We start from the raw sequence: 25,760 nt of genomic DNA, 5'->3' as shown, positions 1-25,760 counted from the left end.
CCCCGGTTCCGGCGCCAACCACCCCGCGCCACCGTGCAGCGCCACGAAGTGGTGGCAGCCGAGTCCCAGAGGACGGCCACTCACATCACAGACGCCGCAAGCCCGGTTCCGCCACCACCCGCGCCCACCGCCGTCCCGCGCCACGAAGCACGAAGTGGTGGCGGCCGGCTCCCAGGGGACGGCCGCCCACGCGGCCCGCGCCGGCGGGACGCGGTCCGTTCGTGGTGTACCGGTTGCCGTCGATTCCGGTGACTTATCCACAGGCCACGAGCGGCCGAGGCGGGTTATCCACAGCCGGAGGCTGACATCGTTGTCATCGATTCGGCGAAGGCTTAGTGTTTTCGGCGCCAGCACCACGCGTCCGGAGGTCCCCCTTGCCGTACCGCCTCTTGTCCGCCGAGTCCACCGACCTGTTCGTCGGCTCCCAGGAAGAGCCGCACCAAGTCCTGCGCGTCACCGTGGCGGCAGGCGAGCGCGAGTCGTCGCTGGAGCTGCGCGGCGCGGGCGTCCGGCTGGCCGGGAATGTCACGATCCCACCGGAAGCGGGAGTGCACGAGGTCCCGCTGGAGGTGTCGGCCCAACCGGGCACGACCGTCCCCTGCCTGCTCACCCTCGACGGCGAGGAGCTGGAGGTCGAGATCACGGCCGAGGAGCCGGGCTGGACGATGTTCATGGTGTCCCACTTCCACTACGACCCCGTGTGGTGGAACACGCAGGCCGCCTACACCAGCCCGTGGGAGCTGCTGTCGGCCGACGCCACCACCAGGCCGCTCTGGGAGGGCAACGCGTTCGCCCTGGTCGAGGCCCACATCGAGCTGGCGCTGCGCGACCCCGACTACCGGTTCGTGCTGGCCGAGGTCGACTACCTCAAGCCGTTCTTCGACACCCATCCCGAGCGCCGGGCCGATCTCAAAACCCTCATGGCCGAGGGCCGGGTGGAGCTGGTCGGCGGCACGTACAACGAACCCAACACCAACCTCACCGGCGCCGAGACCACGATCCGCAACCTCGTCTACGGCATCGGCTACCAGCGCGACATCCTCGGCGGCGACCCGCGCACGGCGTGGCAGCTCGACGTGTTCGGCCACGACCCGCAGTTCCCCGGCTACCTCGCGGCGGCCGGGTTGACGGCCAGCGCGTGGGCGCGCGGCCCGTTCCACCAGTGGGGCCCCATCAGCAAGAACTTCAAAGAGGCCAAGAACGACGCGGCGCTGATGCAGTTCCCGAGCGAGTTCGAGTGGATCGCGCCGTCGGGGCAGGGCGTGCTGACCCACTACATGCCGGCTCATTACTCCGCCGGCTGGTGGATGGACTCGTCGCCGTCCCTTGAGGACGCCTGCCAGGCGGTCTACGACCTCTACCGCTCGCTCAAGCCGGTGGCCGCGACGAAGAACATCCTGCTTCCGGTCGGCACCGACTACACCCCGCCCAACAAGTGGGTGACCGACATCCACCGCACGTGGGCGGCCCGCTACGTGTGGCCCAGGTTCGTGTGCGCCGTCCCGCGTGACTTCCTCGACGCCGTACGCGCCGGGCTGTCGTCCTACAGCCCCCAGACGCGCGACATGAACCCGATCTACACCGGGAAAGACGTCTCCTACATCGACACCAAGCAGGCCCAGCGCGCGGCCGAGGTGGCGGCGCTCGACGCGGAGCGGCTGGCGACGTTCGCCCATGCGCTGGGGCTGGGCGGCTACCCGCACACGGCGCTCGACAAGGTGTGGCGGCAGCTCGCCTACGGCGCCCACCACGACGCCATCACCGGCTCCGAGTCCGACCAGGTCTACATCGACCTGCTGACCGGCTGGCGCGAGGCGTACGACCTGGCCGCCGAAGCCCGCGACAACGCCCTGTCGGCCCTGTCCGCCCAGGTCACGACCGACGCGCCGGGGGTGCTCGTCGCCAACACGCTGCCGTTCGCGCGTGACGGCCTGGCCTCGGCCGCCCTGCCCGAGGGTCACGTGCTGGCCGACCCTTCCGGGGTCCCGGTGCCCGCCGTGGCGGAGGGCGGCACGCTCACGTTCCTGGCCCGCGACGTGCCGTCGGTGGGCTGGCGCACGTACCACGTGGTGCCCGGCACCCCCGAGACGTGGCAACCGGCGTCCGGCGTCACCATCGACAACGACCGCTGGCAGATCACCGCAGACCCTGACAAGGGCGGCACCCTCGTCTCCATCGTCGACCGCACCACCGGCCAAGAGGTCCTCACCGGCCCCGGCAACGAGCTGCGCCTCTACGACGAATATCCGCAGCATCCCGACATGGGCGAGGGGCCCTGGCACCTCATCCCGACCGGCCACGTCGTGGGCTCGTCGTCGGCCGCCGCGACCGGTGTGCGCGCCGAGGTCAGCCCGGTGGGGCGGCGGCTGATCGTGACCGGGCAGGTCGGTGAGATCACGTACGAGCAGGTCGTCACCCTCCCGGCCGGCTCCGACCGCATCGACTTCACCACCCGCGTCCTCGACCACACGGGCGCCGACCGGCTGCTGCGGGTGCGGTTCCCGGCCCGGGTGGAGGGGGCGCTGCCGGTGTCCGACGTCTCGGGGGCCGTGGTGGGGCGCGGTTTCGCGCTGCCCGACGTCGACACGGCCCACCACCCGTGGACGCTCGACAACCCGGCCAACACCTGGTTCGGCCTCTCCGCCACCGCGAAGGTCGATCTGGGCGCGGCGGGCGCACGCGCGCTCGGCGTGGCCGAGGTCGTGGTGCCCGCCCTCGACGACGCTCCGCAGGCCCGCGACCTGGTCGTGGCCCTGGCCAGGGCCGGCGTCACCGCCACCACCTCGTCCGCCGACGGCACCCGCTACGGCTGGCTCGACGTCGACTCCAACCTGCCCGACGTACGCCTCGTGCTGGGCGGCCCCGACACCAACCCGGTGGCCGCCGACCTGCTCGCCAGGGCCGACGAGTCCTACGCGAAGGCGCTGAGCGAGGGGGCCACCCGCGTCTGGATCCCCGCCGAGCGCCCGCTGCCCGAGACCTGGCAGCCGAGCGCCGACCTGCGCGACCTGCGGGCGCTCCCGGCCCTCATCGTCACCGGCTCCATCGCCGACCTGGTGGCCGACCTGGCCGACGCGACCATCGAGGCCGTGTGCCCGCTGGGCGGCGAGCGCCTTGAGGACCGTACGGTGGCGCTGCTGGCGTACGGGCTGCCCGGGTTCGCGGTCGACCCGTCCGGCGCGCTGCACCTGTCGCTCATGCGGTCCTGCACCGGCTGGCCCTCCGGCATCTGGCTCGACCCGCCCCGCCGCACCACCCCCGATGGCTCCGGCTTCCAGCTCCAGCACTGGACGCACGAGTTCTCCTACTCCCTGGTCTCGGGCCCCGGCGACTGGCGCGCCCTGCGCCTGCCCGCAGCCGCCCAGGAACACATCACCCCCCTCCACACCCGCCACCTCGACACCCCGCAGACGGGCTCCCTCCCATCTGTCCACTCCCTGCTTACGGTGTCCCCCGAGCGCGACGTCCTCCTGAGCACCCTCAAATCCACCGGCAACCCCCACGCCCACGGCCGCACGGAAGGGTCCTCGGAAACCTCCGCCGTAACGATCCGCCTGATCGAATCCACCGGCCTGGGCACCCGGGCCGAGCTGACCTCACCTGTCCTCGACCTGCACACCCTCACCCCCGCCAACCTCCTCGAACACCCCCCGACACCCACCTCCAACGCGCTGACCCGCACGACCGAGAACGCCACCCCCGCCGCCCCCAGCGAGCAGACCCCGCCAGCACCCGGCTCCCTCGCATCCTCCGACGCCGCAGCCAGCACGCCCGCGGCCATCGATGAGCCCGCAGGCCCCACCCCCACCCCCACCCCCTCGCCTGCGCCTGCGCCTGCGCCTGCGCCTGCGCCTGCGCCTGCGCCTGCGCCTGCGAGCATCGACCTCGGTGGCTTCGAGGTCGCCACCTACCTCACCTCGGCCCCGCTCCCGTCCTCGGCCCCGCTCCCATCCACGGCCCCGCTCCCATCCACGGCGGCGGAGCTCGCGCGCACGACCGAGCAGGCCCAGCCCGTCTACAGCCGCTACTGGCTGCACAACAAGGGCCCGGCGCCCCTGGGCTACCTCCCGGTCTCCATCGCGGTCACGCCCGGTCTCGTGGAGTCGCCGGAGGGACCGTTCGAGGTGGAGGTGGTCCTGGCCTCCCACCTCACGGACACCGCCCACGAGGGCGTCGCCGAGATCCGCGTTCCCGAGGGCTGGACGGCCACCCCGTCCGCCCGCCCGTTCCGCCTCACCCCCGGCGGACACCTCCGCTTCCCCGTGACGGTGACGCCCACCGCCGACCCCGAGCCCGGCCTGCACTTCATCTCCGCCCGCACCCACACCGGCGGGCAACTCGTCGAAGACATCACCACGGTCGCCATCGGCCCCGCCCCCGAGCTGCCCGTCCCCGGCACCCCACCCGAGCTCGCCAAGGCGACCCGCGGCACCACCGCCGACACGGCCCGCCCCACCGGCCTGTCGATCACCACCGTCGAGGACTCCCTGACCCTGAGCCCCGGCGACCGAGCCCAGCTCACCCTGCGCCTCACCAACACCACCGCCGACGAGATCCGCGGCGAAGCCCAGCTGGCCTCGCCTTGGGGCACCTGGTCCCTGCTCCCGGAGGTCATCAAGGGCTTCACGGTGGCCGCAGGGACAACCGCCGAGGTGTCGTTCCCGGTGCAGGTCCCCCACGACCACCCGACCGGCCACGCGTGGGCCCTGGCCAAGGTCATGTGGTTCGGCCGCTGCCAGTACACCCCCGCAGTACGCCTGGAGGTGACCCGATGAGACCGGCGAACCCCCCAACCAAGCCCAACAGCTCAGCCTTTCCGCCCGGAGGCAGCCCCACAACGGTGGCCGGCGACTCGGCCGGAGGCCACCCGGCGACGGAGGTCGGTGGAGTGGCCGGAGGCGGACCGGAGACGGCGGTGATCGGGTGGATCGACGGCCGTCCGGTCCCTCGTGCGCGCCTTGACGCTCGCCTCGCCGCACTCCGGGACGGCCCGCTCAGCTCGGCCCTTCCCGTGCCCGGCTCCTCGGAAGACCGTCAGCTCGCTCGCTGGCTCACCCAGGTCATCCTCACCGAAGCCCTCTGCGAGTCCACCGCCACCGAGATCGGCCTGTCCGTAGGACCACAGACGACCCCGACCCTCTCCACAGGACCGCAGGCGGCCCCGACTCTGTCCACAGGACCGCAGGCGACCCCGACCCTGTCCGTAGGACCGCAGGCGACCCCGACTCCCCCGTCGCCCAAAGAACACGCTGCCTCGGACGCCCCGGCGAAAGCGGCCGTGACGGCAGCCCTTACGCTCGATCGGGTGGCCGCGGTCGAACTCGGTTCGATCAACGCCGCCGCCTACAACGCCAGCCCTTGGGTGCGGGCCGTGTTCGAGCACGTCACGGCCACGGTGACCGTCCCGGAGGAATGGCGCCGCCCACCGACCCCCGATCAACCGCCCCGCCACCACGTACGCCACCGCCTGTTCGACACCCTCTCGGACGCACAGGCAGCGACACCCTCCGACCTCGAACCTCTCGGCTTCATCACGCTCGACTCCCTGCCCACCGCCATCGCCCAAGCCCTCCAATGCCATCCGTACAACACCCTGGTCGGCCCGATCAGGGACGCCCTCGGCTGGCACATGGCAACCGCCACCCCACCCGAAACGCCCACCCCCTCCCCACCACACCAGACGACCGTCACCACCCCACCTGGCCAGACGACCACCATCACGCCGCCACCTGGGACGACCGCCCCCACGTCACCGTCCCCCACAGCCGCCACCGCACCGCAGTCCGACGAACCACAGTCCGACGAACCGGAAGGAAATGTGCAGACACTGCCTCACCCCACCTCCGGGCCGACCGGTCACGACAACGACCTTCTGGCCGCCGCTCGGCGTAAGGCGTTCGCGCGCTGGGTGGACGACATGCGGGCCAGGAAGGTCACCCTCGTTCCCGGCCTGGAGCATCCTGGCGACCCCCGCCAGCCCGACAACCACCACAAACACTGATGAACTGCGTACTTGCCATTGACATCGGAGGGACCAAACTCGCCGCCGCGCTGGTGGACGAGGAGGGTTGCATCCTGCGTTCAGCGACCCGGCCGACCCCGCGTACGGAGGTCATGTCCGCACTCGCCGCCCTCATCGCGGAGGTGACGGCAGGCGGCCCGGCGCCCCAGGCGGTCGGCATCGGCTGCGCCGGCCCGCTCGACCTGGCCACCGGCACCGTGAGCCCCGTCAACATGCCGAGCTGGCGCGGGTTCCCGTTGCGGGACGAGGTTCATAAGCTGACCGGGCTGCCGACGCTGCTCGCGGGTGACGCGCAGTGCTTCGCGCTGGGGGAACACTGGCTGGGCGCCGGACGCGGCTGCTCGTCGCTACTCGGCATCGTGGTGTCGACCGGCATCGGCGGCGGCCTGGTCATCGACGGCGCCCCGCTCCTCGGCCCCACGGGCAACGCCGGACATGTCGGGCACATGAGCATCGACCCGTACGGCGAACGCTGCGAGTGCGGCGGCCGAGGCTGCGTGGAACGCTACGCGAGCGGCCCGAACATGACCCGCTGGGCTTTGGACAACGGCTGGTCCCCCTCCCCCGACGCCTCGGCGACCGCCGTCCCAGAAAAGTCCCTCGTCCACGTTCACGACGCGAACCCAGGGGCAGGGACCGCTCGGGACAAGCAAGGGAACGGGAGCACTGAGGGAAGCCAGGGGGTCGCACCCTTCGCGGACAACCGAGAGAACGGCCCTCTTGGGGGAGGTCGAGGCAACGGGCCTGTAGAGGACGGACCTCTCGGGGACGGTAGCGGACCCTTCGGGGACGGCCGGGTGAACGGGAGTCCTGGGGACGAGGAGCACACTCACAACGAGGAGGGCAGGGCTCAGGGCGAGGGACAACGGGCGGACGCACGGGCGTTGGCGCGGGATGCCGCCGCCGGGGACGAGATCGCGGTGCAGGCGTTCGAGCGAGGCGCCAGGGCACTGGCGGGCATGATCGCGTCCACAGCGGCCGCCGCCGAGGTCACGACCGTGGTGATCGGTGGAGGCGTGTCGGCGGCGGGCAGCGTCCTGTTCGACCCGCTGGAGCGAGCACTTGACGACGTGGCCGGGCTGGCGTTCGTCCGGGCGGTCCAAGTGAAGCAGAGCACGCTCGGAGTCCGAGCGGGCCTCGCCGGCGCCGCGAACCTGGCCTGGCAAGCCCTCAAGTCAACAACCTGACCAGCAGCCCGCACTCCTCACCGCTGCGGGTCGCCCAGAGGGGTGCGCCCTCCCGGGTGGTTCCGTGGGGGCGCGGTGCGTCGACTCGCAAAGCGGTGCGCGGCATGACCGACGTGCGCGGCATGACCGACGTGCGCGGCATGACCGACGTGCGCGGCATGACCGAGCAGTTGTTACGGCACGTGCCGTGGGGACGGGGACGCGCCAGGTCGGCGCGGGAAGCGGTTAACGACGTGCCCGGGCAGTAGCTGGGCATGTGCCGTGGGAACGACATGTGGGTGCGCGAAGCGGCGGGCCGCACGCTCAAGCCCTCACTCCGGAAAGCGCCGTGAAGGGTCACATCCCGTCGGGTGGTGTAGATCCGGCCCTGGAAGCTGAGTTGGTGTGCCGAGCGGTGTCCGAGATGCCCGAGCCGTCGCCCAGGAACGCGTCGTGGGGATGCGGCGCGTGAATGTGCGGAGCGGGCGTCCGGACTGCCCCGGTTGTTGTTCCAGAAGGCGCTGTGGGGGGTGGCTGCGGTGGGTGGACTGGTGGCGCGATCTGCGCTGTTGTGAGCCTGGGTCTCGCCAGAGGGTGGTTACTCGCGTTCGGCGAGTTGGGCTTCTCGGCGTTCGATGATGCGGCGGGTGAAGGGGATGACCTCCACGATGCGGCCGCCGAGGTAGGCGCCGATGAGGGCGAGCACCACGAGGACGATGGGGCTGGAGGAGAAGCCGTTCAAGGCGACGAAGGCCTGCAGGAATGCGTCGAGCGCCATGGAAGAACTCCGAGGGACGGGAGTGGGGAGGAGGAGTTCAGGCTAACGTTCCTTGGCGACTGCTCGCTACAGAAAGGGATAAAAGCGACAAGATCCATCAGATTGGTCTTGATGTCGCACCCGATGGCACCTCCCACGGCCCTCCGCGAGCCCCGTGAGCCCCGTGAGCCCCGCGAACCCCGTGAGCCCCTGAGCCCCGTGATGCCGGCGAGCCAGGCCATGACGTGGGGATGGCCCGCTTCCGGATGACGGAAGCGGGCCATCTGTTTGGGGCTGATCAGTGGAAGAAGTGGCGGGTGCCGGTGAAGTAGAGGGTGATGCCGGCTTTTTCGGCAGCCTCGATGACCTCCGCGTCGCGGACCGAGCCGCCGGGCTCCACGATCGCCCGTACGCCGGCCTCCGCCAGCACCTCCAGCCCGTCGGGGAACGGGAAGAAGGCGTCGGAGGCGGCGACCGAGCCGGCGACGCGTTCGCCGGCCCGCGTGACGGCGAGGCGGCAGGAGTCGACGCGGTTGACCTGGCCCATCCCGACGCCCACGGTGGCGCCGTCGCTGGCGAGGAGGATGGCGTTCGACTTCACCGAGCGGCAGGCCCGCCAGGCGAACTCGAGGTCGGCCAGCACCTCGGGCGAGGCGGGGGCGCCGGTCTTGAGCTCCCACTGGGCGGCGGAGTCGCCGGGCGCGTCGACGCGGTCGGTGGTCTGGACGAGCAGGCCGCCGTCGATCCGGCGGAACTCGGTCGGGTCGGCCGGCCCTGAAGGGCAGCGCAGCAGGCGCAGGCTCTTCTTGCCGCGCAGCACATCAAGCGCCTCGGCGTCGAAGTCGGGCGCGATGACGACCTCGGTGAACACGTCGAAGATCTGCCGGGCCAGCTCTTCGGTGACGGGCCGGTTGACCGCGATGACGCCTCCGTACGCGGAGACCGGGTCGCACGCGTGGGCCTTGCGGTGGGCCTCGGCCACGTCGGCGCCGACGGCGATGCCGCACGGGTTCTGGTGCTTGATGATCGCAACGCAGGGGTCGGAGAAGTCCCACGCGGCGCGCCAGGCGGCGTCGGCGTCGAGGTAGTTGTTGTAGGACATCTCCTTGCCGTGCAGCTGCTCGGCGTTGGCCAGCCCGCCCTCGCCTGCGGTGTAAAGGGCGGCGCGCTGGTGCGGGTTCTCGCCGTAGCGGAGGGTGGCCTTGCGCTCGTACGCGGTGCCGGTGAACTGCGGGAACTCGCCCTCGCCCACGTACGTGCCGCCGAACCAGCTGGCCACGGCCACGTCGTAGGAGGCGGTGTGGGCGTAGGCGATGCCGGCGAGCCGGCGGCGCTCGGTGAGGGTGAAGCCGCCCTCGGACAGGGCGTTGAGCACGTCGCCGTAGAAGCCGGGGTCGACGACGACGGCGCAGGTGTTGTGGTTCTTGGCGGCACCGCGGATCATGGCGGGCCCGCCGATGTCGATCTGCTCGACGCACTCGGCGTCGGACGCGCCGGAGGCCACCGTCTGCTGGAACGGATAGAGGTTGACGACCACGAGCTGGAAGGGGTCGATCTCGAGCTCGTCGAGCTGGGCGACGTGGTGCGGCTTGGTGACGTCGGCCAGCAGCCCGGCGTGTACGCGCGGGTGCAGCGTCTTGACCCGCCCGTCGAGGCACTCGGGGAACCCGGTGAGCTGCTCCACCTTCGTCACCGGGATCCCGAAGGAGGAGATCGCGGCGGCGGTGCCACCGGTCGAGACGATCTCCACCCCGGCACCGTCGAGGGCTCTGGCCAGCTCTTCGAGCCCGGACTTGTCGTATACAGCGATCAACGCGCGCCGGATGGCGATGCGAGTCACGTGGTTTCCCCTCCTGTGTGGTTGCCGATGCGGACCATACGTCCGCTGACCGTCCAGCCCTCGCGGGCCATCCGGCCGACGGTTTCGACGAGCAGGCGCCGCTCGGCCTGCTTGATGCGCTCGTGCAGGACCTCCTCGTCGTCGCCGGGGAGCACGGGCACCGCCGCCTGCGCCACGATGGGCCCCGTGTCGACGCCCTCGTCGGCGAGCATCACCGTGCAGCCGGTGATCTTGACGCCGTGGGCGAGCGCGTCGCGTACGCCGTGGGCGCCGGGGAACGACGGCAGCAGCGCCGGGTGGGTGTTGAGCACGGGGAAGGCGTCGAGGGTGGGGGTGCCCAGAATTTTCATGAATCCCGCGGACACGACGAGGTCGGGTTCGTACGCGGCGATGCGGGCCGCGATCGCGGCATCCCATTCCGCCCGAGTTGCGTAATCACCCAATTTTTCGACAAATGTCGGGACCTGTGCTCGTTCGGCCCTGACCAGCCCTTCTATGCCCTCCCTGTCCGCGCCCACCGCGACCACGCGAGCGCCGTACGACGGATCGGCGGAAGCGTCCAGCAGGGCCTGTAGGTTGGTTCCAGAGCCGGAGACGAGGACGACGAGCCGCCCAGCCTTAGACACGCACACTCCAATGAGGAAACAGGGTGGGGGTCACAGGGTATCTGTTCATCGTCCGGCGACGCAGAGGAGGTCAGGTGTCGACACCGGTGAAGGCACCGGCAGGTCAGCAGCCCGCGGATTCCGCGGGCCGCCGAGCGATCTGGTTGTCCATCGCAGCGCTGGCCATGACGTTCATGTTGCCCCTCGCGGGCCTGGTCATGGCGTTGTTCGCGCTGATGGCAGGGGTCCGGGCGCTGCCGCTGCTCAAGAGCGAGGGCAGGCCCACGGGCGTGGCGGTGGGCGGCATCACCGTCTCCTCGCTCGCGCTCGCGCTGTCGGCGGGGGCCACGGCCATGCAGCTCTATCTCGCGGACGAATACTCCGCCTACACGGAGTGCATGAAGGGCGCCGGCACGGTGGCCTCGCAGGGTGAGTGCTTCGCCGAGTTCAAGGAGGCGGCGCAGCGCAAGCTTCCCGCCGACGTCCTGCAGATGCTCGGCACCATGCAGCCCTGACCTAGTCGCGATCCCAGGCGTAAGGGTCGACGTAGATCACGTGGCCGCCCCGGTCGTCTGACTCGTCCACGATGTCCTTGCGAGGCGGGCGGGCCGCGGCCGGTTCGGGCTCGGCGAGCCGGGGCCGGGCCTGGGCCAGCGTCTCGGCCTCCGCCGACGCGTGCTCGTCCTGCCAGTCGTCCCTGATGACGGGGATCTCCTGGGTGTCGGCCTCGGTGGCGTCGAGCCAGTGGCCGGGCAGCGGGCGCGGGTCGCTCTCGGCGAGCCCGACCTTGCTCGCCGCCTTGGCCAGCGCCGCTCCGGCTTTACGCACGGGGGCGGCGGCCTTGTCGAGCGGCGCCCTGGCCTTCTTGTTGAGCAGCAGCAGGTTGGTGACGCCCGCGGAGATGCCGGCCGCCACGCCGACCTCGAGCGCCACCGACAGCGCCACCTCCCAGGGCGACGGCCCGACCGTGGCCAGCCGCCCGCCGCCGATCGGCCCGCCCGACAGCGCCGCGAGCACCCCGGCGACCAGCCCGCTGGTGATGCCGGACAGGAACCCCCACAGCGGAGCGGCTTCGTACGACGGCGAGGGCGAGATGCGGGCCACCATCACGCCCGCCACCGCGCCCGCCGCGAACGGCAGCGCGATCACCGCCATCATCCACGCCGGCACCGGCCCGCTCTCGGGCAGCGCGCCCAGGATCGGCAGGCTGGGCACGGTGCCGAGTTGCACGCCCGTGGGCGCGACCAGCGTGTCGGCGCCGATCGCGAAGCCGGGCCCGGCGATGTAGGAGAACGCCCAGACGACGGCGTTGAGCAGGTAGAGCAGCTGGAGCAGGATGAGCAGCACCCCGCCCACGAACCCCGGCGACAGCACCTCCGACAGCTGCCTGACCTGCCCGAAGTTGAGCACGACCGCGAGCAGCACCAGCGCGAGCCCGGCCACCACCAGCACCGCGGTGGCGACCGCCGTGCCGACGGTCAGGGCGCGCACGCGCTCGGGGAGCAGCCGCAGCATGACCCGCCAGGGCCCGATCATGCGCGCCGTGGCCAGCGAGCCGGCGAGGAAGGCCAGCAGGAAGTGGCTGAGCAGCGCCTCACCGATGAACGGCTGGGTGATCTGGTTGCCGGCGACCAGCGCGATCAGCCCGGCCAGCAGCGCGTAGGGGGCCGCCAGCGACACCCCGGCCTGCACGACGAGGACGAGCTGGGCCCGCCGCCTGGCGCCCGCCTGCTCCTTCGGGCTGTTCTTGGGCAGCCGGGCGGGCAGCCGCAGCCGCAGGTCGGCGTCGCGGGCCATCCAGCGGCCCGCGCGGTAGAGCAGCATGGCGGGCAGGATCATGAGGCCGAGCGGCAGCAGCCCGACCCGGCCGCCGGGGATGGCGAACCCGGCGTGGTGGGCGGCCAGCCAGAGCTGCGCCGCCGTACGGAAGACGCCCGGCAGCCCGGCGCCCAGCGTGCCGCGCGGCGCGGCGATCCAGCCGACGAGGGTGAGCGTGGTGAGCACGGCGAGGCCGACACCGAGCGTGCAGGCGGCGGCCAGCATTCCCGACACCGGCAGCGGCCGCCGCGTCTCGTCGTCGTCGCTCGGGGCTCCGGGGAGCTTGCCGAGCACCGACCGGGGGGCAGTACGCAACTGGTCGAGGATCGCCGTCACAGTAGGCGATTTTCTCAAGCTTTCCCGACCGAAGCTTGGTTGACGCGCCGGGTATCGCCGCGTTCTGTCGCTTCTTCGCCGAGGGCGTAGGGGCTTTCGGACGCGCGAAGGGCTCCGCATGGCGGCATACCACGCGGAGCCCTTCGGGAAACGATCAGCGCGCCTGCATGATCTCGCGCATGAGGCGGGCGGTCTCGGAGGGGGTCTTGCCGACGCGGACGCCGACCTTCTCCAGGGCCTCCTTCTTGGCCTGGGCGGTGCCGGCCGAGCCGGACACGATGGCGCCCGCGTGGCCCATCGTCTTGCCCTCGGGGGCGGTGAAGCCCGCGACGTAGGCGACGACGGGCTTGGTGACGTGCTGCTCGATGTAGGCGGCGGCCCGCTCTTCGGCGTCGCCGCCGATCTCGCCGATCATCACGATCGCGTCGGTGCCGGGGTCGTCCTGGAACGCCTGCAGCGCGTCGATGTGGGTGGTGCCGATGACCGGGTCACCGCCGATGCCGACGGCCGTGGAGAAGCCGAAGTCGCGCAGCTCGTACATGAGCTGGTAGGTGAGCGTGCCGGACTTCGAGACCAGGCCGATGCGGCCGGCGGTGGTGATGTCGGCGGGGATGATGCCGGCGTTGGAGGCGCCGGGCGAGGCGATGCCGGGGCAGTTGGGGCCGATGATGCGGGTCTTGTTGCCCTTGGCCACCGCGTACGCCCAGAACTCGGTCGAGTCGTGCACCGGCACGCCCTCGGTGATCACCACGCAGAGCGGGATCTCGGCGTCGATGGCCTCCTTGACCGCGTCCTTGGTGAACTTCGGCGGCACGAACACCACCGACACGTCGGCGCCGGTCTGCTCGATCGCCTCCTTCACCGTGCCGAACACGGGCAGGCCCTCGTGCGTGGTGCCGGCCTTGCGGGCGTTGACACCGCCCACGACGCGAGCACCGGAGGCGAGCATGCGGCGGGTGTGCTTGGTGCCCTCACCACCGGTCATGCCCTGAACGATGATCTTGCTGTTCTCCGTCAACCAGATGGCCATGGGTCACGCACCTACCGCAGCGAGCTCGGCGGCGCGCTTGGCCGCCTCGTCCATCGTGTCAACCAGCTCGACGCGCGGGAGCGCGGCGTCGGCCAGGATCTGCCGCCCGAGCTGGGCGTTGTTGCCGTCGAGGCGGACCACCAGCGGGTGGGTCACGGCCTCACCGCGGCTCTCCAGCAGCTTGAACGCCGAGACGATGCCGTTGGCGACGGCGTCGCAGGCGGTGATGCCGCCGAAGACGTTCACGAAGATCGACTTGACGCTGGGGTCGGACAGGATGATCTCCAGGCCGGCCGCCATGACCTCGGCGGACGCGCCACCGCCGATGTCGAGGAAGTTCGCGGGCGACGGCTTGCCGGGGAACGCCTCACCGGCGTAGGCCACCACGTCGAGCGTGGACATGACCAGGCCGGCGCCGTTGCCGATGATGCCGACGTCGCCGTCGAGCTTGACGTAGTTGAGGTCCTTCTCCTTGGCCTTGGCCTCGAGCGGGTCCTCGGCGGCCTTGTCGGCCAGCGCCTCGTGGTCGGGCTGGCGGAAGCCGGCGTTGTCGTCGAGCGTGACCTTGCCGTCGAGCGCCTTCACCTGGCCGTCGGCCGACAGGATCATCGGGTTGACCTCGACGAGCGAGGCGTCCTCGTCGACGAAGCAGCACCAGAGCTTCTCGATGAGCTCGGCGGCGCCGTCGAGCGCCTTCTCGGGCAGGCCGCCGGCCGCCGCGATCTCGCGGGCCTTGGCGCGGTCGACACCGGTCAGGGCCGAGACGGGAACCTTGGCGACCTTCTCGGGCGCGGTGTGGGCGACCTCTTCGATGTCCATGCCGCCCGAGGCCGAGCAGATGGCGAGGAAGGTACGGTTCGCCCGGTCGAGCAGGAAGGAGAAGTAGTATTCCTCGGCGATCGCGCTGGCCTCTTCGACCAGCACCTTGTGGACCGTGTGGCCCTTGATGTCCATGCCGAGGATGGCCTCGGCCTTGGCCACGGCGTCGGCGGCGTCGTCGGCCACCTTCACACCGCCGGCCTTGCCCCGGCCGCCGGTCTTGACCTGGGCCTTGACGACAACGCGGCCGGTCAGCTCCTGAGCCGCCGACCGCACCTCCTCCACGTTGTGGGCGACGATGCCGCGTGGCACCGGGATGCCGTAGTCAGCGAAGAGCTCCTTCGCCTGATGTTCGAACAGGTCCACGAGGGTCCGTCCTTGCTTATCCGACTGATGTTCGACGGCCCGGGCATCTGTGCTGATGGTCGCGTGCGCTTCGCCGTGCGCGGGCTTCGTTCCTCGCTCTGCTCTGTCACGGCGAGCTCCTACGCTCAGGGGTCGTGCCGGGCGTTTCCGCCAGTGAAGCCTAGCCCGAAGCTTGACCTGCCCAGGTCATCGGGTCGCGGTTCTTCCGCTATGTGACGGTGATCTCACTTCTTCAGGACGGACTCTGCACACAAATTGCACGGTTTAGCCGACATAAGACCCTTCGCTCGATATATGTTCGTGATCTTCAAATGTCAGGCTTGCTCCTCGTTCTTGCCTAATGCCGAAGGAAACCCTATGAAGCGAATTGTCGCGGGGCTGGCGCTGGCGTCGTCGGCCGCATTCGTGACCGCCGCGCCCGCGCAGGCCGCGCCCGCAGACCCGGTGAAAGCGCTGAAGAAGCAGTACGTCACCGGGCACGGCGTGCGGATCTCCGAGTCCGCCCGCACGGCCGCGGGTTCTACGGGGGCCGTGAGCATCACCACGAACGGCGCCATCGGATTCGGCAAGTCCGGAATCGTGGCCATGGACCTGCGTACCGGAGTGAAAGGCGCGGGGCCTTCCCTCGGCGCGCCGCCGCGGATGGTCACGGTCGGCAATTACACGTACGCGAAGGGCGGGCTGTTCAGCGATGAACTTCCCGACGGCAAGAAGTGGGTGCGCTACCCGAACCAGACCGGTGGGCGGGCCGGCAGCCAGCCGCTGGACATCTTCCGGCCCAAGGTGCTCAAGGCGCTCGTGACGGGGGCCAAGAGCTTCAAGGGCGGCTCGTACCGGGGGACCGTCACCTTCGGCCGGCTCGGCCGGCTTTACGGGGAGAAGGTCGACAATCGGCTGGGCAAGGTCGCGATCTCGTACGTGCTCGACGTCAACTCCAAGGGTCTGGTCACCCGGGTCCGCAGCGAGTACAAGCTGGACTTCGGCATCCTCGGGAAGACCACGTCCACCGTGAACACCCGTTACACCGGCTGGGGCAGCAAGGTCACGATCAAGGCCCCGCCGGCGGACGAGGTGGTCGACGTCAGCGAGCTGAGCACTGAGAGCGACGTGCCGCAGAGCATTCCCGACGGGTCGCTGAACTCGCTCAGCGCGGTCGAGTAGCCGCCACACCCGCGCCGGGGCCTCTCCCTTCAGGCCCCGGCGCACATCAGCAACTCCTCCTCAACACCTAAGGAATCCGCATGAAGCGAATCCTGACCGGCGTGGCGTTAGCCACGACCGCTGCTCTCGTGAGCGCCACCCCGGCGCTGGCCGCCGCCCCCAAGAACCCGGTGGCGGCCGTCAAGAAGCAGCTCGTCCCCGGCAAGGGGGTGAAGTTCACCGAACGGACCACGCTGAGCGAAGGTCGCCTCCGTCAGGTGTTCGTCCGGCGTACCGGCGCCCTGCAGTTCGGCAAGTCGGGCGTCGCCGCCTCGGACATCACCGGCAAGATCAACATCAAGGCCAGCGACCTGGAAGACGTGGGCGACGGCGAGATGGGCACGCTGCTGAAGGCGCTGACCGTGCCCGAGCGCACGATCCGCGTCGGCACCACCTCCTACCTGTCGGGCAACATCTGGTCGGCGCTGCTGCCCGAGGACAAGCCCTGGTACAAGATGCCGAAGGGCCTGACCGGCGGTTTCACCGGCACCTACGGCCAGCCCATCAACGTGGCCGAGCCCGTCACCCTCGCGACCCTGCTCAAGCGCTCCAAGGCGACCGGCAGCGGTTACGCGGGCAAGGCCAGGTTGGCCGACCTGTGGAAGGTCTCCCCCTGGCTGCGCTCCAGCTGGATGGACAAGCCCTCCGCCACGGCGATGAAGGCGTCGATCAGCTGGAAGCTCACGGTCGACAAGGCGGGCCGTCCGACGCGGCTCGTGACGACGTACCCGATGTCGGTGCCCGGCCTCGGCAAGACGGGCAGCATCAGCGTGGACACCCGCTACACCGGCTGGGGCGGCAAGGTCACGGTGAAGGCTCCGCCCGCCGACCAGGTGACCACGACGTTCGAGAACGGCGAGGACGACATCTCCAGCCTCGAACTCCCGATCGGCAGCCTCGCCGGCTGACCCGCGCGTTGCGGCACCGGCCCGGTCTGAGCCGGGCCGGTGCTTCGGCCCCGCCTCGCCCCACCCGCCGCCCCTTTCGGGGTCAGGGGAGGCGGGTGGGGCGGAGGCTGGCCCATTCGAGTGAGTGTCTGATGCCGTCCTCCAGTGAGAAGCGGGTCTGCCAGCCGAGCAGCTCGCGGGCGCGGTCGCTGCGGGTGTAGGCGCCGGCCACGTCGCCTGGACGGGCGGGGGCCTCGACGGTCTCGATCGGGCGGTCGGCCACCCGGTTGAACGCCTCCACCAGCTCGCGGACGGTGGTGCCTGAGCCGGTGCCGAGGTTGATCACGTCGGCCTCCAGCGAGTCGAACCGCCGCAGGGCCGCCACGTGGGCCTCGGCCAGGTCCCAGACGTGGATGTAGTCGCGGATGCCGGTGCCGTCGGCCGTGGGGTAGCCGGTGCCGGTGATCTGGAAGGGGACGCCCTCTTCGTACGCCTCGATCATCTTGCCCAGCGCGTGACTGGGGCGGCGGAGCTGCAGGCCCGTCCGCATGAGGGGGTCGGCACCGACGGGGTTGAAGTAGCGCAGCGACAGGATCTTGATGGGCCGGCCGGCCGCGATGTCGGCGAACATGCCCTCGCACACCGCCTTCGTCCGCGCGTACGGGCTCTGCGGGGCCAGCGGCGACTCCTCGGTCACCGTGTGGTCGTGGCCCGCCTGGTAGATCGACGCCGACGAGCTGAAGATCATGCGCGTGCACCCGTTGCGGAGCAGGTGCTCGACGAAGTCGAGGCTCTTGGCGACGTTGGCACGGTAGTAGCCGATCGGGTCGGCCACGGAGTCGGGGACGACGATGAGCGCGGCACAGTGGATGACGGCCGAGATGTCGGGACATTCGGTGAAGATCTTGTCGATGAGCGGCCCGTCACCGATGTCGCCTTCGTAGAACACCCGCCCCTCGGCGAACTCCCGCCGCCCCGTGACGAGGCTGTCGAGGATCACGGGATCGATCCCCGCGTCGAGGCACGCGGAGGCGATCGTGCTCCCGATGTAACCGGCTCCACCGGTGACCAGTACGCGCATGCCTGCACCCTAGCCAGCCCCGCGGGCCCCGCCGCGGACCTTGAGTCAACCTGTGGACAACTCGAACGAGCCTGTGGACAACGGGGGTTCCTTTGCCTTCCCGGTATGGCCTAGTCGGCCTCGGCGTGCGACATTTCGAGATATGGGCAGGGACGTGCCGGTCGTCGTGTTCAGCAGGGACGATCGCCGGCAATACCGGGAGAAGGTGCACCGCTGCCTCGACGTGTTCGCCCGGATGCTGCGCGAGTCCCGTTTCGCGTTCGAGCACCCGCTCGCCGGGCTGGAGATCGAGCTCAACATCGTGGACGCGCGGGGCGAGGCCCTCATGCGCAACGCCCAGGTGCTCGCCGCCATCGCCCAGCCGGACTGGGCGACCGAGCTGGGCCAGTTCAACGTCGAGATCAACGTCGAGCCCCAGGAGCTGAGCGGGGACGGCGCCCTGCGGCTGGAGAACGACGTACGCGCCAGGCTGAACCACGCCGAGTCACGCGCGCGTTCGGAGGGCGCCCACCTCGTCCTCATCGGCATCCTGCCCACGCTGCGCGAGCAGGACATCGGCGAGGGCACGCTGTCGGCGAACCCCCGCTACCGCCTGCTCAACGAGCAGATCTTCGCCGCCAGGGGCGAGGACCTGCACCTGTGCATCGAGGGCGTCGAACGGCTCGACACGCACGCCGACAGCCTCGCCCCCGAGGCGGCCTGCACCAGCGTGCAGCTGCACCTCCAGGTCAGCCCCGACATGTTCGCCGCGCACTGGAACGCCGCCCAGGCCATCGCCGGGCCGCAGGTGGCGGTGGCGGCCAATTCGCCGTACCTGTTCGGCAAGGAGCTGCACAGGGAGACCAGGATGGCGCTGTTCGAGCAGGCCACCGACACCCGGCCGGCGGAGCTGAAGACGCAGGGCGTACGGCCTCGGGTGTGGTTCGGCGAACGGTGGATCACCAGCGTCTTCGACCTGTTCGAGGAGAACGTCAGCTATTTCCCCGCCCTGCTGCCCCTCTGCGCGGACGAGAACCCGCGCGCCGAGCTCGACCGGGGCCGCATCCCCGAGCTGCACGAGCTGACCCTGCACAACGGCACCATCTACCGCTGGAACCGGCCCGTGTACGCGGTCGTCGACGGGGTGCCGCACCTCCGCGTGGAGAACCGGGTGCTGCCGGCGGGGCCGTCCGTCGTGGACATCGCGGCCAACGCGGCGTTCTACTACGGGTTGATGCAGGTGCTGCCGTACGACGAGCGTCCGATCTGGAGCCGGATGTCGTTCCAGGCGGCGGCGGACAACCTGGCCGCCGCCGCGCGGCACGGGCTCGACGCGCGGCTGTACTGGCCGGGAGTGGGCGAGGTGCCGGCCGCCGAGCTGATCCTGCGGCGGCTGCTGCCTCTGGCGCGTGAAGGGCTGGCGAAGTGGGGCGTGGACGGGGCTTCCGCCGATCGGCTGCTGTCCGTCATCGAGGGACGGTGCCTGACGGGGCGTACGGGGGCGAGCTGGCAGGTGGACCGGGTACGCGCGCACGGCGGCGACCGGCATGCGGCGCTGCGGGCCATGACCTTGGAGTACATCGAACGCATGCACACCAACGAACCCGTGCACACGTGGGACGCGTGACGCATGCTGGAGGTGTGTCTTCGTCCCGCTCGGCCCGGTTCGTGGCCGCCGTCCTGACGCTGGTCCTGGTCGTCGTCTCGACGGGCTGTGGGGTGGTGCGGCGGGAGTCGATGGACAGGGCGGGGGACGACACGTTCGAGGGGGACGTACGGACCGCGCGGACGCTGACGGAGGAGTTCTGGCGGCTGCAGTTCCAGGAGTCCGGCCGGACTTATCAGCCTATCAACGATTTCATCCCCTATTCGGGACGTTTCGGGCCGAGCTGCGGCGACCAGCCCGCCGTCCCGAACAACGCCTTCTACTGCCCGCTGGGGCATTTCATCGCGTTCGACCAGGACTGGATGGAGTCCTTGTGGAGTGAGATGGGCGACGGATCCGTCTATGTCATCATCCCGCATGAGTTCGGGCATGCCGTACAGGCGCAGCTCCGCACCGGCTACCAGCTGAACATCCAGATGGAGCTTCAGGCCGACTGCTACGCGGGCGCCGCCCTGAGCGGCATGGTCGCGTCCGGCGCCCTGGCCGCCGAGGAGGGCGACGAGGAGGAACTGCTCTACAGCCTGGCGGCGGCCGGCGACCCCACGGACGACTGGCTCGACCCCTCGGCCCACGGAACGGCCGAACAACGCCAGAGGTCCTTCGCCGCCGGCTACCAGAACGGCGTCACCGCCTGCTGACGACGTAATCGCCTGGTCGTACGCCAGGGTTCAACCCAGAGGATGATGCCACCGATCTTGTCCTCGGCCTACCTTTGGTCCATGCCACTGGAGGAGATCGGCTGGCTGCGCAGGGGGGCATGCCGCACCAGCGACCCTGACCTCTTCTTCCCCCTGGCCCCCACCCCGCCGCAGGAGGCCCGTGCGAAGGCGATCTGCGCCGGCTGCCAGGTCGTGGAGGAGTGCCGCGCGTACGCGCTGGACGCCGGCGAGTCCGAAGGCATCTGGGGTGGCCTCACCCCGGAAGAACGCCGCCGCACCCGCCTCACCCGCCCGACCGCCTCCTGACCACCCCACCCGCGGCGCCTCGACAGGTGCCGCGGAAACCACCGACCGGTCGTCCAAGACCCGACAAGCGATCGACACAGCGCGAGACAAACCCGGCCGATGCCCGAGTCGCCGCCCGTGATCAGGGCCTTCTTGCCGGCGAGCAGGTCGCGGCCGACGTAGCGGCGGTGTCGCCTTCGCCGCGCGAGGCCGGCTGATCTCACGAGCGGTGCGGGCGGTCACCCCCCTCCTGCCCGCACCGCGCTTTTGCGGTCAGGTCGGTTACAGGGGCTTGGGCGGGGCGGGCTCTCGGGGGGCGGCGAGGCGGGCGAAGAGGTAGCCGAGGGAGTTGGTGGCGAGGTGGAGCATGGCGGGGGCGAGCAGGCCCCGGCGCCGGCGCAGCTCGCAGAACAGCACTCCGGCCGCCGCCGTCGACACGACGCTGCCCACGACCACCCGGGCCACGTCGAGCCGCCCGGGCGACTCTCCGGCCGTCAACGCGCCCAGCGCCGGGTTGGCCCGCGCCATGTCGATCGACGGCAGGATGTGCCACAGCCCGAACAACCCGGAGGAGACGGCCGTGGCGGCGACCGTGCCGTGGCTCTTGCGCAGCATGCCGTACAGCGCCCCCCTGAACCCGACCTCCTCCAGCAGCACCGTCCCCAGGGGGACCTGAAGCAGCGCCTCCTCGAAGACCCGGGCGCGCGACAACGACAGCGCCCGCTCGTCGTGGAAGAGCGGCCTCGTACGCGGCGACGCCACCCCCACGGTGTAGACCGCGGCCACCGCCGCCGCCAGCACACCCCCCGCGACCGCTCCCCGGCGCCCGTACTCGAACCCGATCTCCTCCCACGTCAGCCCGGACCTACGGGCCATCGCGACGAGCGCGCCGGTGGCGAGGGTGGACGTCAGCGGTCCCAGGCGGGGGACGACCTTGTTGTTGAGCACGTTGGCGGCGGCCAGCACGGCGATCGAGCGGAGCAGCATCCTTGCAGGCTACGTCCCACCTCACGGAAAACGCCCGCACACTCTCTCCTGGGGGTCAGGCGGTGGGGACCACCTGGAAGCCTTCGGCGTAGTGGCCCTCGCCGAAGCCGGCCTGTTCGGCCCACGCGCCGAAGCGGCTCTTGACGAAGTCGGCGAAGCCTTCCACGTGGGCGACCTGGCTCACGTGCGACTGCAGCGCGGCGAGCTTGCGGTCCATCGAGGCGGTGATGTCCACCCAGTGGTTGGGGGTGGGGCCGCCGTTGAGCCACACCTCGCGGACGGTCCACGCCTCCAAGCCCTCGTCCTTGAGCAGCTCGGGGAACGCGTAGGGGTTGCGGGCGTCGGGGTAGACGGCGTCGAGGGCGGCGCCGCCCACCGCGCGGTGGTCGGGGTGGCTGGGGGCGATGAACTGGTAGTTGCGGTCGGGGTGGTGGGTGATGACGAGGTCGGGTCTGACCTGGCGGATCACCCGGGCGATGTCGCGCCGCAGCTCAAGCGTGGGGGTCACCTGGCCGTCGGAGTAGCCGAGGAAGCGTACGTCGCTGACGCCCACGGCCTTGGCGGCGGCGAGCTGCTCGGTGCGGCGGAGCTCGGCCATGCCGGAGTTGTCGAGCGTGCGCTCGTTGCCGCCCGCGTCGCCGTCGGTGACCAGCAGGTAGGTGACCTCCACCCCCCGGTCGGCGAACAGCGCGATGGTCCCGGCGGAGCCGAAGTCGGCGTCGTCGGGGTGGGCGCTCACCACGAGCACGCGGTTGATCTCGCTCTCAGGCAGCATGATCCCTCTTTCCTGACCTTCTGTGGGGGTCAACCGGCACCCTCTCGTCGGCATTCCGGGCGCCTTTTGTCGGTGGAGCGTCTTACCCTGGGTGGGTGCCGACCCAAGTCTCTGTTGACCACCCCTTGCTCGATGGCCTCAATCCGCAGCAGCGCGAGGCCGTGATCCATCATGGCAGTCCCCTGCTCATCGTGGCCGGGGCGGGCTCGGGGAAGACGCGGGTGCTCACGCACCGCATCGCCTACCTGCTGGCCGAGCGCGAGGTGCATCCCGGCGAGATCCTCGCCATCACCTTCACCAACAAGGCCGCCAAGGAGATGAAGGAGCGCATCGACAAGCTGGTCGGGCCGCGCTCGCGGGCGATGTGGGTGATGACGTTCCACAGCGCCTGCATGCGGATCCTGCGGCGTGAGGCCAAGCGGCTGGGGTTCCCGTCCAGTTTCTCCATCTACGACCAGGCCGACTCCCAGCGGCTGATGGCCATGGTGTGCAGGGAGATGGACCTCGACCCCAAGCGCTATCCGCCGCGCTCGTTCTCCGCGCAGGTGAGCAACTTCAAGAACGAGCTGGTCGACTACGAGAGCGCGATCGACCGGGCGGGCTCGCATCTGGAGAAGACCCTCGCGCAAGCGTACAAGGCCTATCAGCTCAAGCTGACCGAGGCCGGCGCGATGGACTTCGACGACATCATCATGAACACGGTGACGTTGTTCCAGCTCTTCCCCGACGTCGCCGAGCACTACCGGATGCGGTTCAGGCACGTGCTGGTCGACGAATACCAGGACACCAACCACGCCCAATACATCCTGATCAGGGAGCTGGTGGGGCATCCCGAGCTGCGCACCGACGACGGCGAGCTGGTGCGCTCGGGGTCCGACATGTCGGAGCTGTGCGTGGTGGGCGACGCCGACCAGTCGATCTACGCCTTCCGCGGCGCGACGATCCGCAACATCCTGGAGTTCGAGCGCGACTATCCCGACGCCCGCACGATCCTGCTGGAGCAGAACTACCGCTCGACTCAAAACATTCTGACCGCCGCCAACGCGGTCATCTCCCGCAACGAGTCGCGCAAGCCGAAAAACCTCTGGTCCGACCAGGGCGACGGCCCCAAGATCGTGGGCTACGTCGCCGACAACGAGCACGACGAGGCCATGTTCGTGGCCCAGGAGGTCGATCGGCTCAGCGACGAGGAGGGGGTCAAGCCGGGTGAGGTGGCGGTGTTCTACCGCACCAACGCGGCCTCCCGGGTGTTCGAGGAGATCTTCATCCGCACCGGGCTGCCCTACAAGGTGGTCGGGGGCGTGCGCTTCTACGAGCGCAAGGAGGTCAAGGACCTGCTGGCCTACCTGCGGGTGCTGGCCAACCCCAACGACGTGGTGTCGCTGCGGCGCATCCTCAACGTGCCCAAGCGCGGCATCGGCGAGCGGGCCGAGGCGATGATCGAGGCGCTGTCGTCGCGCGAGCGCATCTCGTTCTGGGACGCGCTGCGCCGCGCCGACGAGGCCCACGGCATGGCGACGCGCTCGCTCAACGCCGTACGCGAGTTCGTCGCGATGCTCGAGGAGCTGATCGGCAAGGCCGAGGGGGTGCCGCCGTCGGCGCTGGCCGAGGAGGTGCTGGTCGCCACCGGCTACCGCGCCGAGCTTGAGGCGTCGGAGGACCCGCAGGACGAGTCCCGCCTGGAAAACCTCAACGAGCTGGTCTCGGTGGCCTCGGAGTTCGAGGAGGCCAACCCGGAGGGCACGCTGGTCGAGTTCCTTGAGCAGGTGTCGCTGGTGGCCGACGCCGACCAGATCCCCGACTCCGACGGCGGGCAGGGTGTGGTGACGCTGATGACCCTGCACACCGCCAAGGGGCTGGAGTTCCCCGTCGTGTTCCTGACGGCGATGGAGGACGGCGTGTTCCCCCACGTGCGGTCGCTGGGCGAGCCGAAGGAGCTGGAGGAGGAGCGGCGGCTGGCCTACGTCGGCATCACCAGGGCCCAGCAGCGGCTCTACCTCACCAGGGCGGCCGTGCGCAGCTCGTGGGGCGCGCCGTCGTTCAACCCCGCGTCGCGGTTCGTGAACGAGGTGCCGGGCAAGCTCATCGACTGGCGTACCGACCCGGAGAAGTCGGCCTGGAGCGCGGCCACGCGGCGCGAGCCCGCCGCCCGCCCCGCCCCGGCGAAGAGCGGCGGTGGCGGGCGGACGGTGCCGTCGCTGGCGCCCGGTGACCGGGTCTCGCACGACAGCTTCGGGCTCGGCACCGTCGTGTCCGTCGACGGGGTCGCGGAGAAGACCAAGGTGAAGATCGACTTCGGCAGTGGCGGGGAGAAGACGCTGCTGCTGTCGTACGCGCCGCTGGAGAAGCTCTAGACGGCGCAGGGCCGCTCCCCCGGTGCGGGGGTGCGGCCCTGCCGTGTCGTCGAAGCGGGTCGAGTCCGTCAGCTCTTCAGGGCGCTGCCCTTCTTCCACTGGGTCCAGTTGAGCTGCCAGTAGCTCCAGCCGTTGTTCCACTGGAGCTTGCGCTTGGTGCCGGTGATCTTCACGACGTCGCCGCGCTGGGCGATCGTGTAGAACCACTTGGCGCCCGCCGGGGTGGCCCGCACGCAGCCGTGGCTCTGGTTGGAGCGGCCGAGGAAGTGGTAGTAGCCGGCGCTCTGGTGGACGTACTCACCGCTGTCGGAGATCCGCACCGCCCACGGGATCTCCTCCTTGTAGTAGCGCGGGTCCTTGGGGTCCGTGACGCCCATCCAGGACGACGTCATGGTCTCCACGGCCTTCTTGCCCATGGTGAGGTGGGTTCCGCTGGTGGTGAGGTAGACGTCCACGCCGTTGCGGACGAGGCCGCCCTTGCCCGCGCTGATCGGGATCTTCTTGGCCAGCTTGCCGTTGCGGTACACCTTCATGACGTGCTTGCGGGTGTTCACGACGGAGATGTTCTTCGCGCCGACCGCGAACCTGCGCGAGACGTTCTTGGCGCCGGTGTTGCCGGGCAGCTCCGACAGCCGCGCGGTGAAGAGCACCTTCTGGTACGGCTGCCAGTACGTCTTCGTCCGGTAGATCACCTTGCGCTTCGACACCCAGCGCCAGGCCCCGTCGACCGGCTTCTCGGGCTTCACCTCGAGCAGCGCCTCGACTTCGGCCTTGTTCTTCACGTCGCGGTCGAAGGTGACGATGATCGGGAATCCGACGCCGACCTTCTCGGTCTTCTCCCCCATCGGGGTGATGTCGGCGATGCCCAGCGTGACCTTCTTGCGAGCCGTACCGGTGGTGGTGGGGCTCGGCGTCGGGGTCGGGGCGGTCGTGACGGCCGCCTGGGCGACGACGACGGGGGTCTGGGCTCGGGGTACGGGGGCGCTCTGTGCCGCGCAGGCCGACGCGGCGGCGAGCGCGACCAGTGCCGGAAGCATCCGGGTGACGCGCATCAAAGGGGTTACTCCTGGACTAAGTGCTTTCGACTACCTCCTTGTGTGACAACCGGGACGGTCGATTCGTGTGCGA

Annotated in this window: 21 protein-coding genes; 11 read left to right on the top strand and 10 right to left on the bottom strand. The window is 70.3% G+C overall.

Features of this window, described 5'->3' with window-relative positions; all coding sequences use genetic code 11:
- Positions 1-374: 374 nt before the first annotated feature.
- The 4 genes from AB0K12_RS01710 (at position 375) to AB0K12_RS01695 (ending at position 7,457) form a co-directional block, all read left to right on the top strand.
- Complete coding sequence (locus AB0K12_RS01710) at positions 375-4,775, top strand: NEW3 domain-containing protein (RefSeq protein WP_364554921.1); 4,401 nt, start codon at positions 375-377, stop codon at positions 4,773-4,775.
- Between the two features lie 530 nt (positions 4,776-5,305).
- Positions 5,306-6,001: a hypothetical protein gene (locus AB0K12_RS01705; RefSeq protein ID WP_364554920.1), complete on the top strand. Its 696-nt coding sequence runs from the start codon at positions 5,306-5,308 to the stop codon at positions 5,999-6,001.
- Complete coding sequence (locus tag AB0K12_RS01700; RefSeq protein WP_364554918.1) at positions 6,001-7,209, top strand: ROK family protein; 1,209 nt, start codon at positions 6,001-6,003, stop codon at positions 7,207-7,209. The genes AB0K12_RS01705 and AB0K12_RS01700 overlap by 1 nt, the downstream gene beginning before the upstream one ends.
- A 104-nt stretch (positions 7,210-7,313) precedes the next feature.
- On the top strand, positions 7,314-7,457 hold the full coding sequence (locus tag AB0K12_RS01695) for a hypothetical protein (protein WP_364554916.1): 144 nt from the start codon (positions 7,314-7,316) through the stop codon (positions 7,455-7,457).
- 329 nt (positions 7,458-7,786) lie between these two features.
- Here AB0K12_RS01695 and AB0K12_RS01690 read toward each other — a convergent pair whose 3' ends face one another.
- The 3 genes from AB0K12_RS01690 to purN all read right to left on the bottom strand — a co-directional run bounded on the left by AB0K12_RS01690 (position 7,787) and on the right by purN (position 10,411).
- Positions 7,787-7,966 carry a hypothetical protein gene (locus tag AB0K12_RS01690; protein ID WP_345395977.1) on the bottom strand — a complete coding sequence of 60 codons (180 nt, stop codon included), beginning with the start codon at positions 7,964-7,966 and terminating at the stop codon, positions 7,787-7,789.
- A 277-nt stretch (positions 7,967-8,243) separates the two neighbouring features.
- Entirely contained in the window at positions 8,244-9,785 is a 1,542-nt protein-coding gene (gene purH, locus AB0K12_RS01685; protein ID WP_364554913.1) for a bifunctional phosphoribosylaminoimidazolecarboxamide formyltransferase/IMP cyclohydrolase, read from the bottom strand.
- Positions 9,782-10,411 (bottom strand): phosphoribosylglycinamide formyltransferase, encoded by a 630-nt coding sequence (purN, locus tag AB0K12_RS01680; protein WP_364554911.1) that lies wholly within the window; start codon positions 10,409-10,411, stop codon positions 9,782-9,784. The genes purH and purN overlap by 4 nt, the downstream gene beginning before the upstream one ends.
- 143 nt (positions 10,412-10,554) lie before the next feature.
- Between purN and AB0K12_RS01675 the strand changes: the two genes are divergently transcribed.
- Complete coding sequence (locus AB0K12_RS01675) at positions 10,555-10,905, top strand: hypothetical protein (protein ID WP_364554909.1); 351 nt, start codon at positions 10,555-10,557, stop codon at positions 10,903-10,905.
- Position 10,906: 1 nt separating this feature from the next.
- Here AB0K12_RS01675 and AB0K12_RS01670 read toward each other — a convergent pair whose 3' ends face one another.
- The 3 genes from AB0K12_RS01670 to sucC form a co-directional block, all read right to left on the bottom strand.
- Positions 10,907-12,523, bottom strand: coding sequence for a DUF6350 family protein (locus AB0K12_RS01670; protein WP_364554907.1), 1,617 nt, complete (start codon positions 12,521-12,523; stop codon positions 10,907-10,909).
- Between the two features lie 175 nt (positions 12,524-12,698).
- On the bottom strand, positions 12,699-13,574 hold the full coding sequence (gene sucD, locus AB0K12_RS01665; RefSeq protein ID WP_345395968.1) for a succinate--CoA ligase subunit alpha: 876 nt from the start codon (positions 13,572-13,574) through the stop codon (positions 12,699-12,701).
- 3 nt (positions 13,575-13,577) lie between these two features.
- Positions 13,578-14,759: an ADP-forming succinate--CoA ligase subunit beta gene (gene sucC / locus AB0K12_RS01660; RefSeq protein ID WP_364554905.1), complete on the bottom strand. Its 1,182-nt coding sequence runs from the start codon at positions 14,757-14,759 to the stop codon at positions 13,578-13,580.
- A gap of 357 nt (positions 14,760-15,116) precedes the next feature.
- Here sucC and AB0K12_RS01655 point away from each other — a divergent pair, with 357 nt between their 5' ends.
- Positions 15,117-15,920, top strand: coding sequence for a hypothetical protein (locus AB0K12_RS01655; RefSeq protein WP_364554903.1), 804 nt, complete (start codon positions 15,117-15,119; stop codon positions 15,918-15,920).
- Between the two features lie 80 nt (positions 15,921-16,000).
- Entirely contained in the window at positions 16,001-16,867 is an 867-nt protein-coding gene (locus AB0K12_RS01650) for a hypothetical protein (protein ID WP_364554901.1), read from the top strand.
- An 82-nt stretch (positions 16,868-16,949) separates the two neighbouring features.
- Here AB0K12_RS01650 and galE read toward each other — a convergent pair whose 3' ends face one another.
- Positions 16,950-17,927 (bottom strand): UDP-glucose 4-epimerase GalE, encoded by a 978-nt coding sequence (gene galE, locus AB0K12_RS01645; RefSeq protein WP_364554899.1) that lies wholly within the window; start codon positions 17,925-17,927, stop codon positions 16,950-16,952.
- A 142-nt stretch (positions 17,928-18,069) separates the two neighbouring features.
- Here galE and AB0K12_RS01640 point away from each other — a divergent pair, with 142 nt between their 5' ends.
- From AB0K12_RS01640 to AB0K12_RS01630, 3 genes are all read left to right on the top strand, one after another.
- Positions 18,070-19,533: a glutamate--cysteine ligase gene (locus AB0K12_RS01640; protein WP_364554897.1), complete on the top strand. Its 1,464-nt coding sequence runs from the start codon at positions 18,070-18,072 to the stop codon at positions 19,531-19,533.
- A gap of 14 nt (positions 19,534-19,547) precedes the next feature.
- Positions 19,548-20,210, top strand: coding sequence for a neutral zinc metallopeptidase (locus tag AB0K12_RS01635; protein WP_364554895.1), 663 nt, complete (start codon positions 19,548-19,550; stop codon positions 20,208-20,210).
- An 81-nt stretch (positions 20,211-20,291) separates the two neighbouring features.
- Positions 20,292-20,537, top strand: coding sequence for a WhiB family transcriptional regulator (locus tag AB0K12_RS01630; RefSeq protein ID WP_364554894.1), 246 nt, complete (start codon positions 20,292-20,294; stop codon positions 20,535-20,537).
- Between the two features lie 261 nt (positions 20,538-20,798).
- Here AB0K12_RS01630 and AB0K12_RS01625 read toward each other — a convergent pair whose 3' ends face one another.
- Entirely contained in the window at positions 20,799-21,503 is a 705-nt protein-coding gene (locus tag AB0K12_RS01625; protein ID WP_364554892.1) for a CPBP family intramembrane glutamic endopeptidase, read from the bottom strand.
- A 55-nt stretch (positions 21,504-21,558) separates the two neighbouring features.
- Positions 21,559-22,278: a PIG-L deacetylase family protein gene (locus AB0K12_RS01620; RefSeq protein WP_364554890.1), complete on the bottom strand. Its 720-nt coding sequence runs from the start codon at positions 22,276-22,278 to the stop codon at positions 21,559-21,561.
- Between the two features lie 125 nt (positions 22,279-22,403).
- On the opposite strand from AB0K12_RS01620, the gene pcrA reads away from it, so the two are divergent.
- Positions 22,404-24,632 carry a DNA helicase PcrA gene (gene pcrA / locus AB0K12_RS01615; RefSeq protein ID WP_364555736.1) on the top strand — a complete coding sequence of 743 codons (2,229 nt, stop codon included), beginning with the start codon at positions 22,404-22,406 and terminating at the stop codon, positions 24,630-24,632.
- A gap of 68 nt (positions 24,633-24,700) precedes the next feature.
- Here the strand turns inward: pcrA and AB0K12_RS01610 are convergent, their stop codons facing one another.
- Positions 24,701-25,684 carry a L,D-transpeptidase gene (locus tag AB0K12_RS01610; protein WP_364554888.1) on the bottom strand — a complete coding sequence of 328 codons (984 nt, stop codon included), beginning with the start codon at positions 25,682-25,684 and terminating at the stop codon, positions 24,701-24,703.
- Positions 25,685-25,760 lie beyond the last annotated feature (76 nt).

Source organism: Nonomuraea sp. NPDC049419 (assembly GCF_040676995.1).
Classification (GTDB): Bacteria; Actinomycetota; Actinomycetes; order Streptosporangiales; family Streptosporangiaceae; genus Nonomuraea; species Nonomuraea salmonea.
The sequence above is the reverse complement of the archived record's forward strand: the minus strand, read 5'-3'. Positions and strand labels throughout refer to the sequence as shown.

Excerpts from the sequence above, each read along its gene's own strand:
- AB0K12_RS01700 (WP_364554918.1), top strand. The coding sequence starts at position 6,001 with ATGAACTGCGTACTTGCCATTGACATCGGAGGGACCAAACTCGCCGCC.
- AB0K12_RS01695 (WP_364554916.1), top strand. The coding sequence starts at position 7,314 with ATGACCGACGTGCGCGGCATGACCGACGTGCGCGGCATGACCGACGTG.
- AB0K12_RS01690 (WP_345395977.1), bottom strand. The coding sequence starts at position 7,966 with ATGGCGCTCGACGCATTCCTGCAGGCCTTCGTCGCCTTGAACGGCTTC.
- sucD (WP_345395968.1), bottom strand. The coding sequence starts at position 13,574 with ATGGCCATCTGGTTGACGGAGAACAGCAAGATCATCGTTCAGGGCATG.
- AB0K12_RS01655 (WP_364554903.1), top strand. The coding sequence starts at position 15,117 with ATGAAGCGAATTGTCGCGGGGCTGGCGCTGGCGTCGTCGGCCGCATTC.
- AB0K12_RS01650 (WP_364554901.1), top strand. The coding sequence starts at position 16,001 with ATGAAGCGAATCCTGACCGGCGTGGCGTTAGCCACGACCGCTGCTCTC.
- galE (WP_364554899.1), bottom strand. The coding sequence starts at position 17,927 with ATGCGCGTACTGGTCACCGGTGGAGCCGGTTACATCGGGAGCACGATC.
- AB0K12_RS01640 (WP_364554897.1), top strand. The coding sequence starts at position 18,070 with ATGGGCAGGGACGTGCCGGTCGTCGTGTTCAGCAGGGACGATCGCCGG.
- AB0K12_RS01630 (WP_364554894.1), top strand. The coding sequence starts at position 20,292 with ATGCCACTGGAGGAGATCGGCTGGCTGCGCAGGGGGGCATGCCGCACC.
- AB0K12_RS01625 (WP_364554892.1), bottom strand. The coding sequence starts at position 21,503 with ATGCTGCTCCGCTCGATCGCCGTGCTGGCCGCCGCCAACGTGCTCAAC.
- AB0K12_RS01620 (WP_364554890.1), bottom strand. The coding sequence starts at position 22,278 with ATGCTGCCTGAGAGCGAGATCAACCGCGTGCTCGTGGTGAGCGCCCAC.
- AB0K12_RS01610 (WP_364554888.1), bottom strand. The coding sequence starts at position 25,684 with ATGCGCGTCACCCGGATGCTTCCGGCACTGGTCGCGCTCGCCGCCGCG.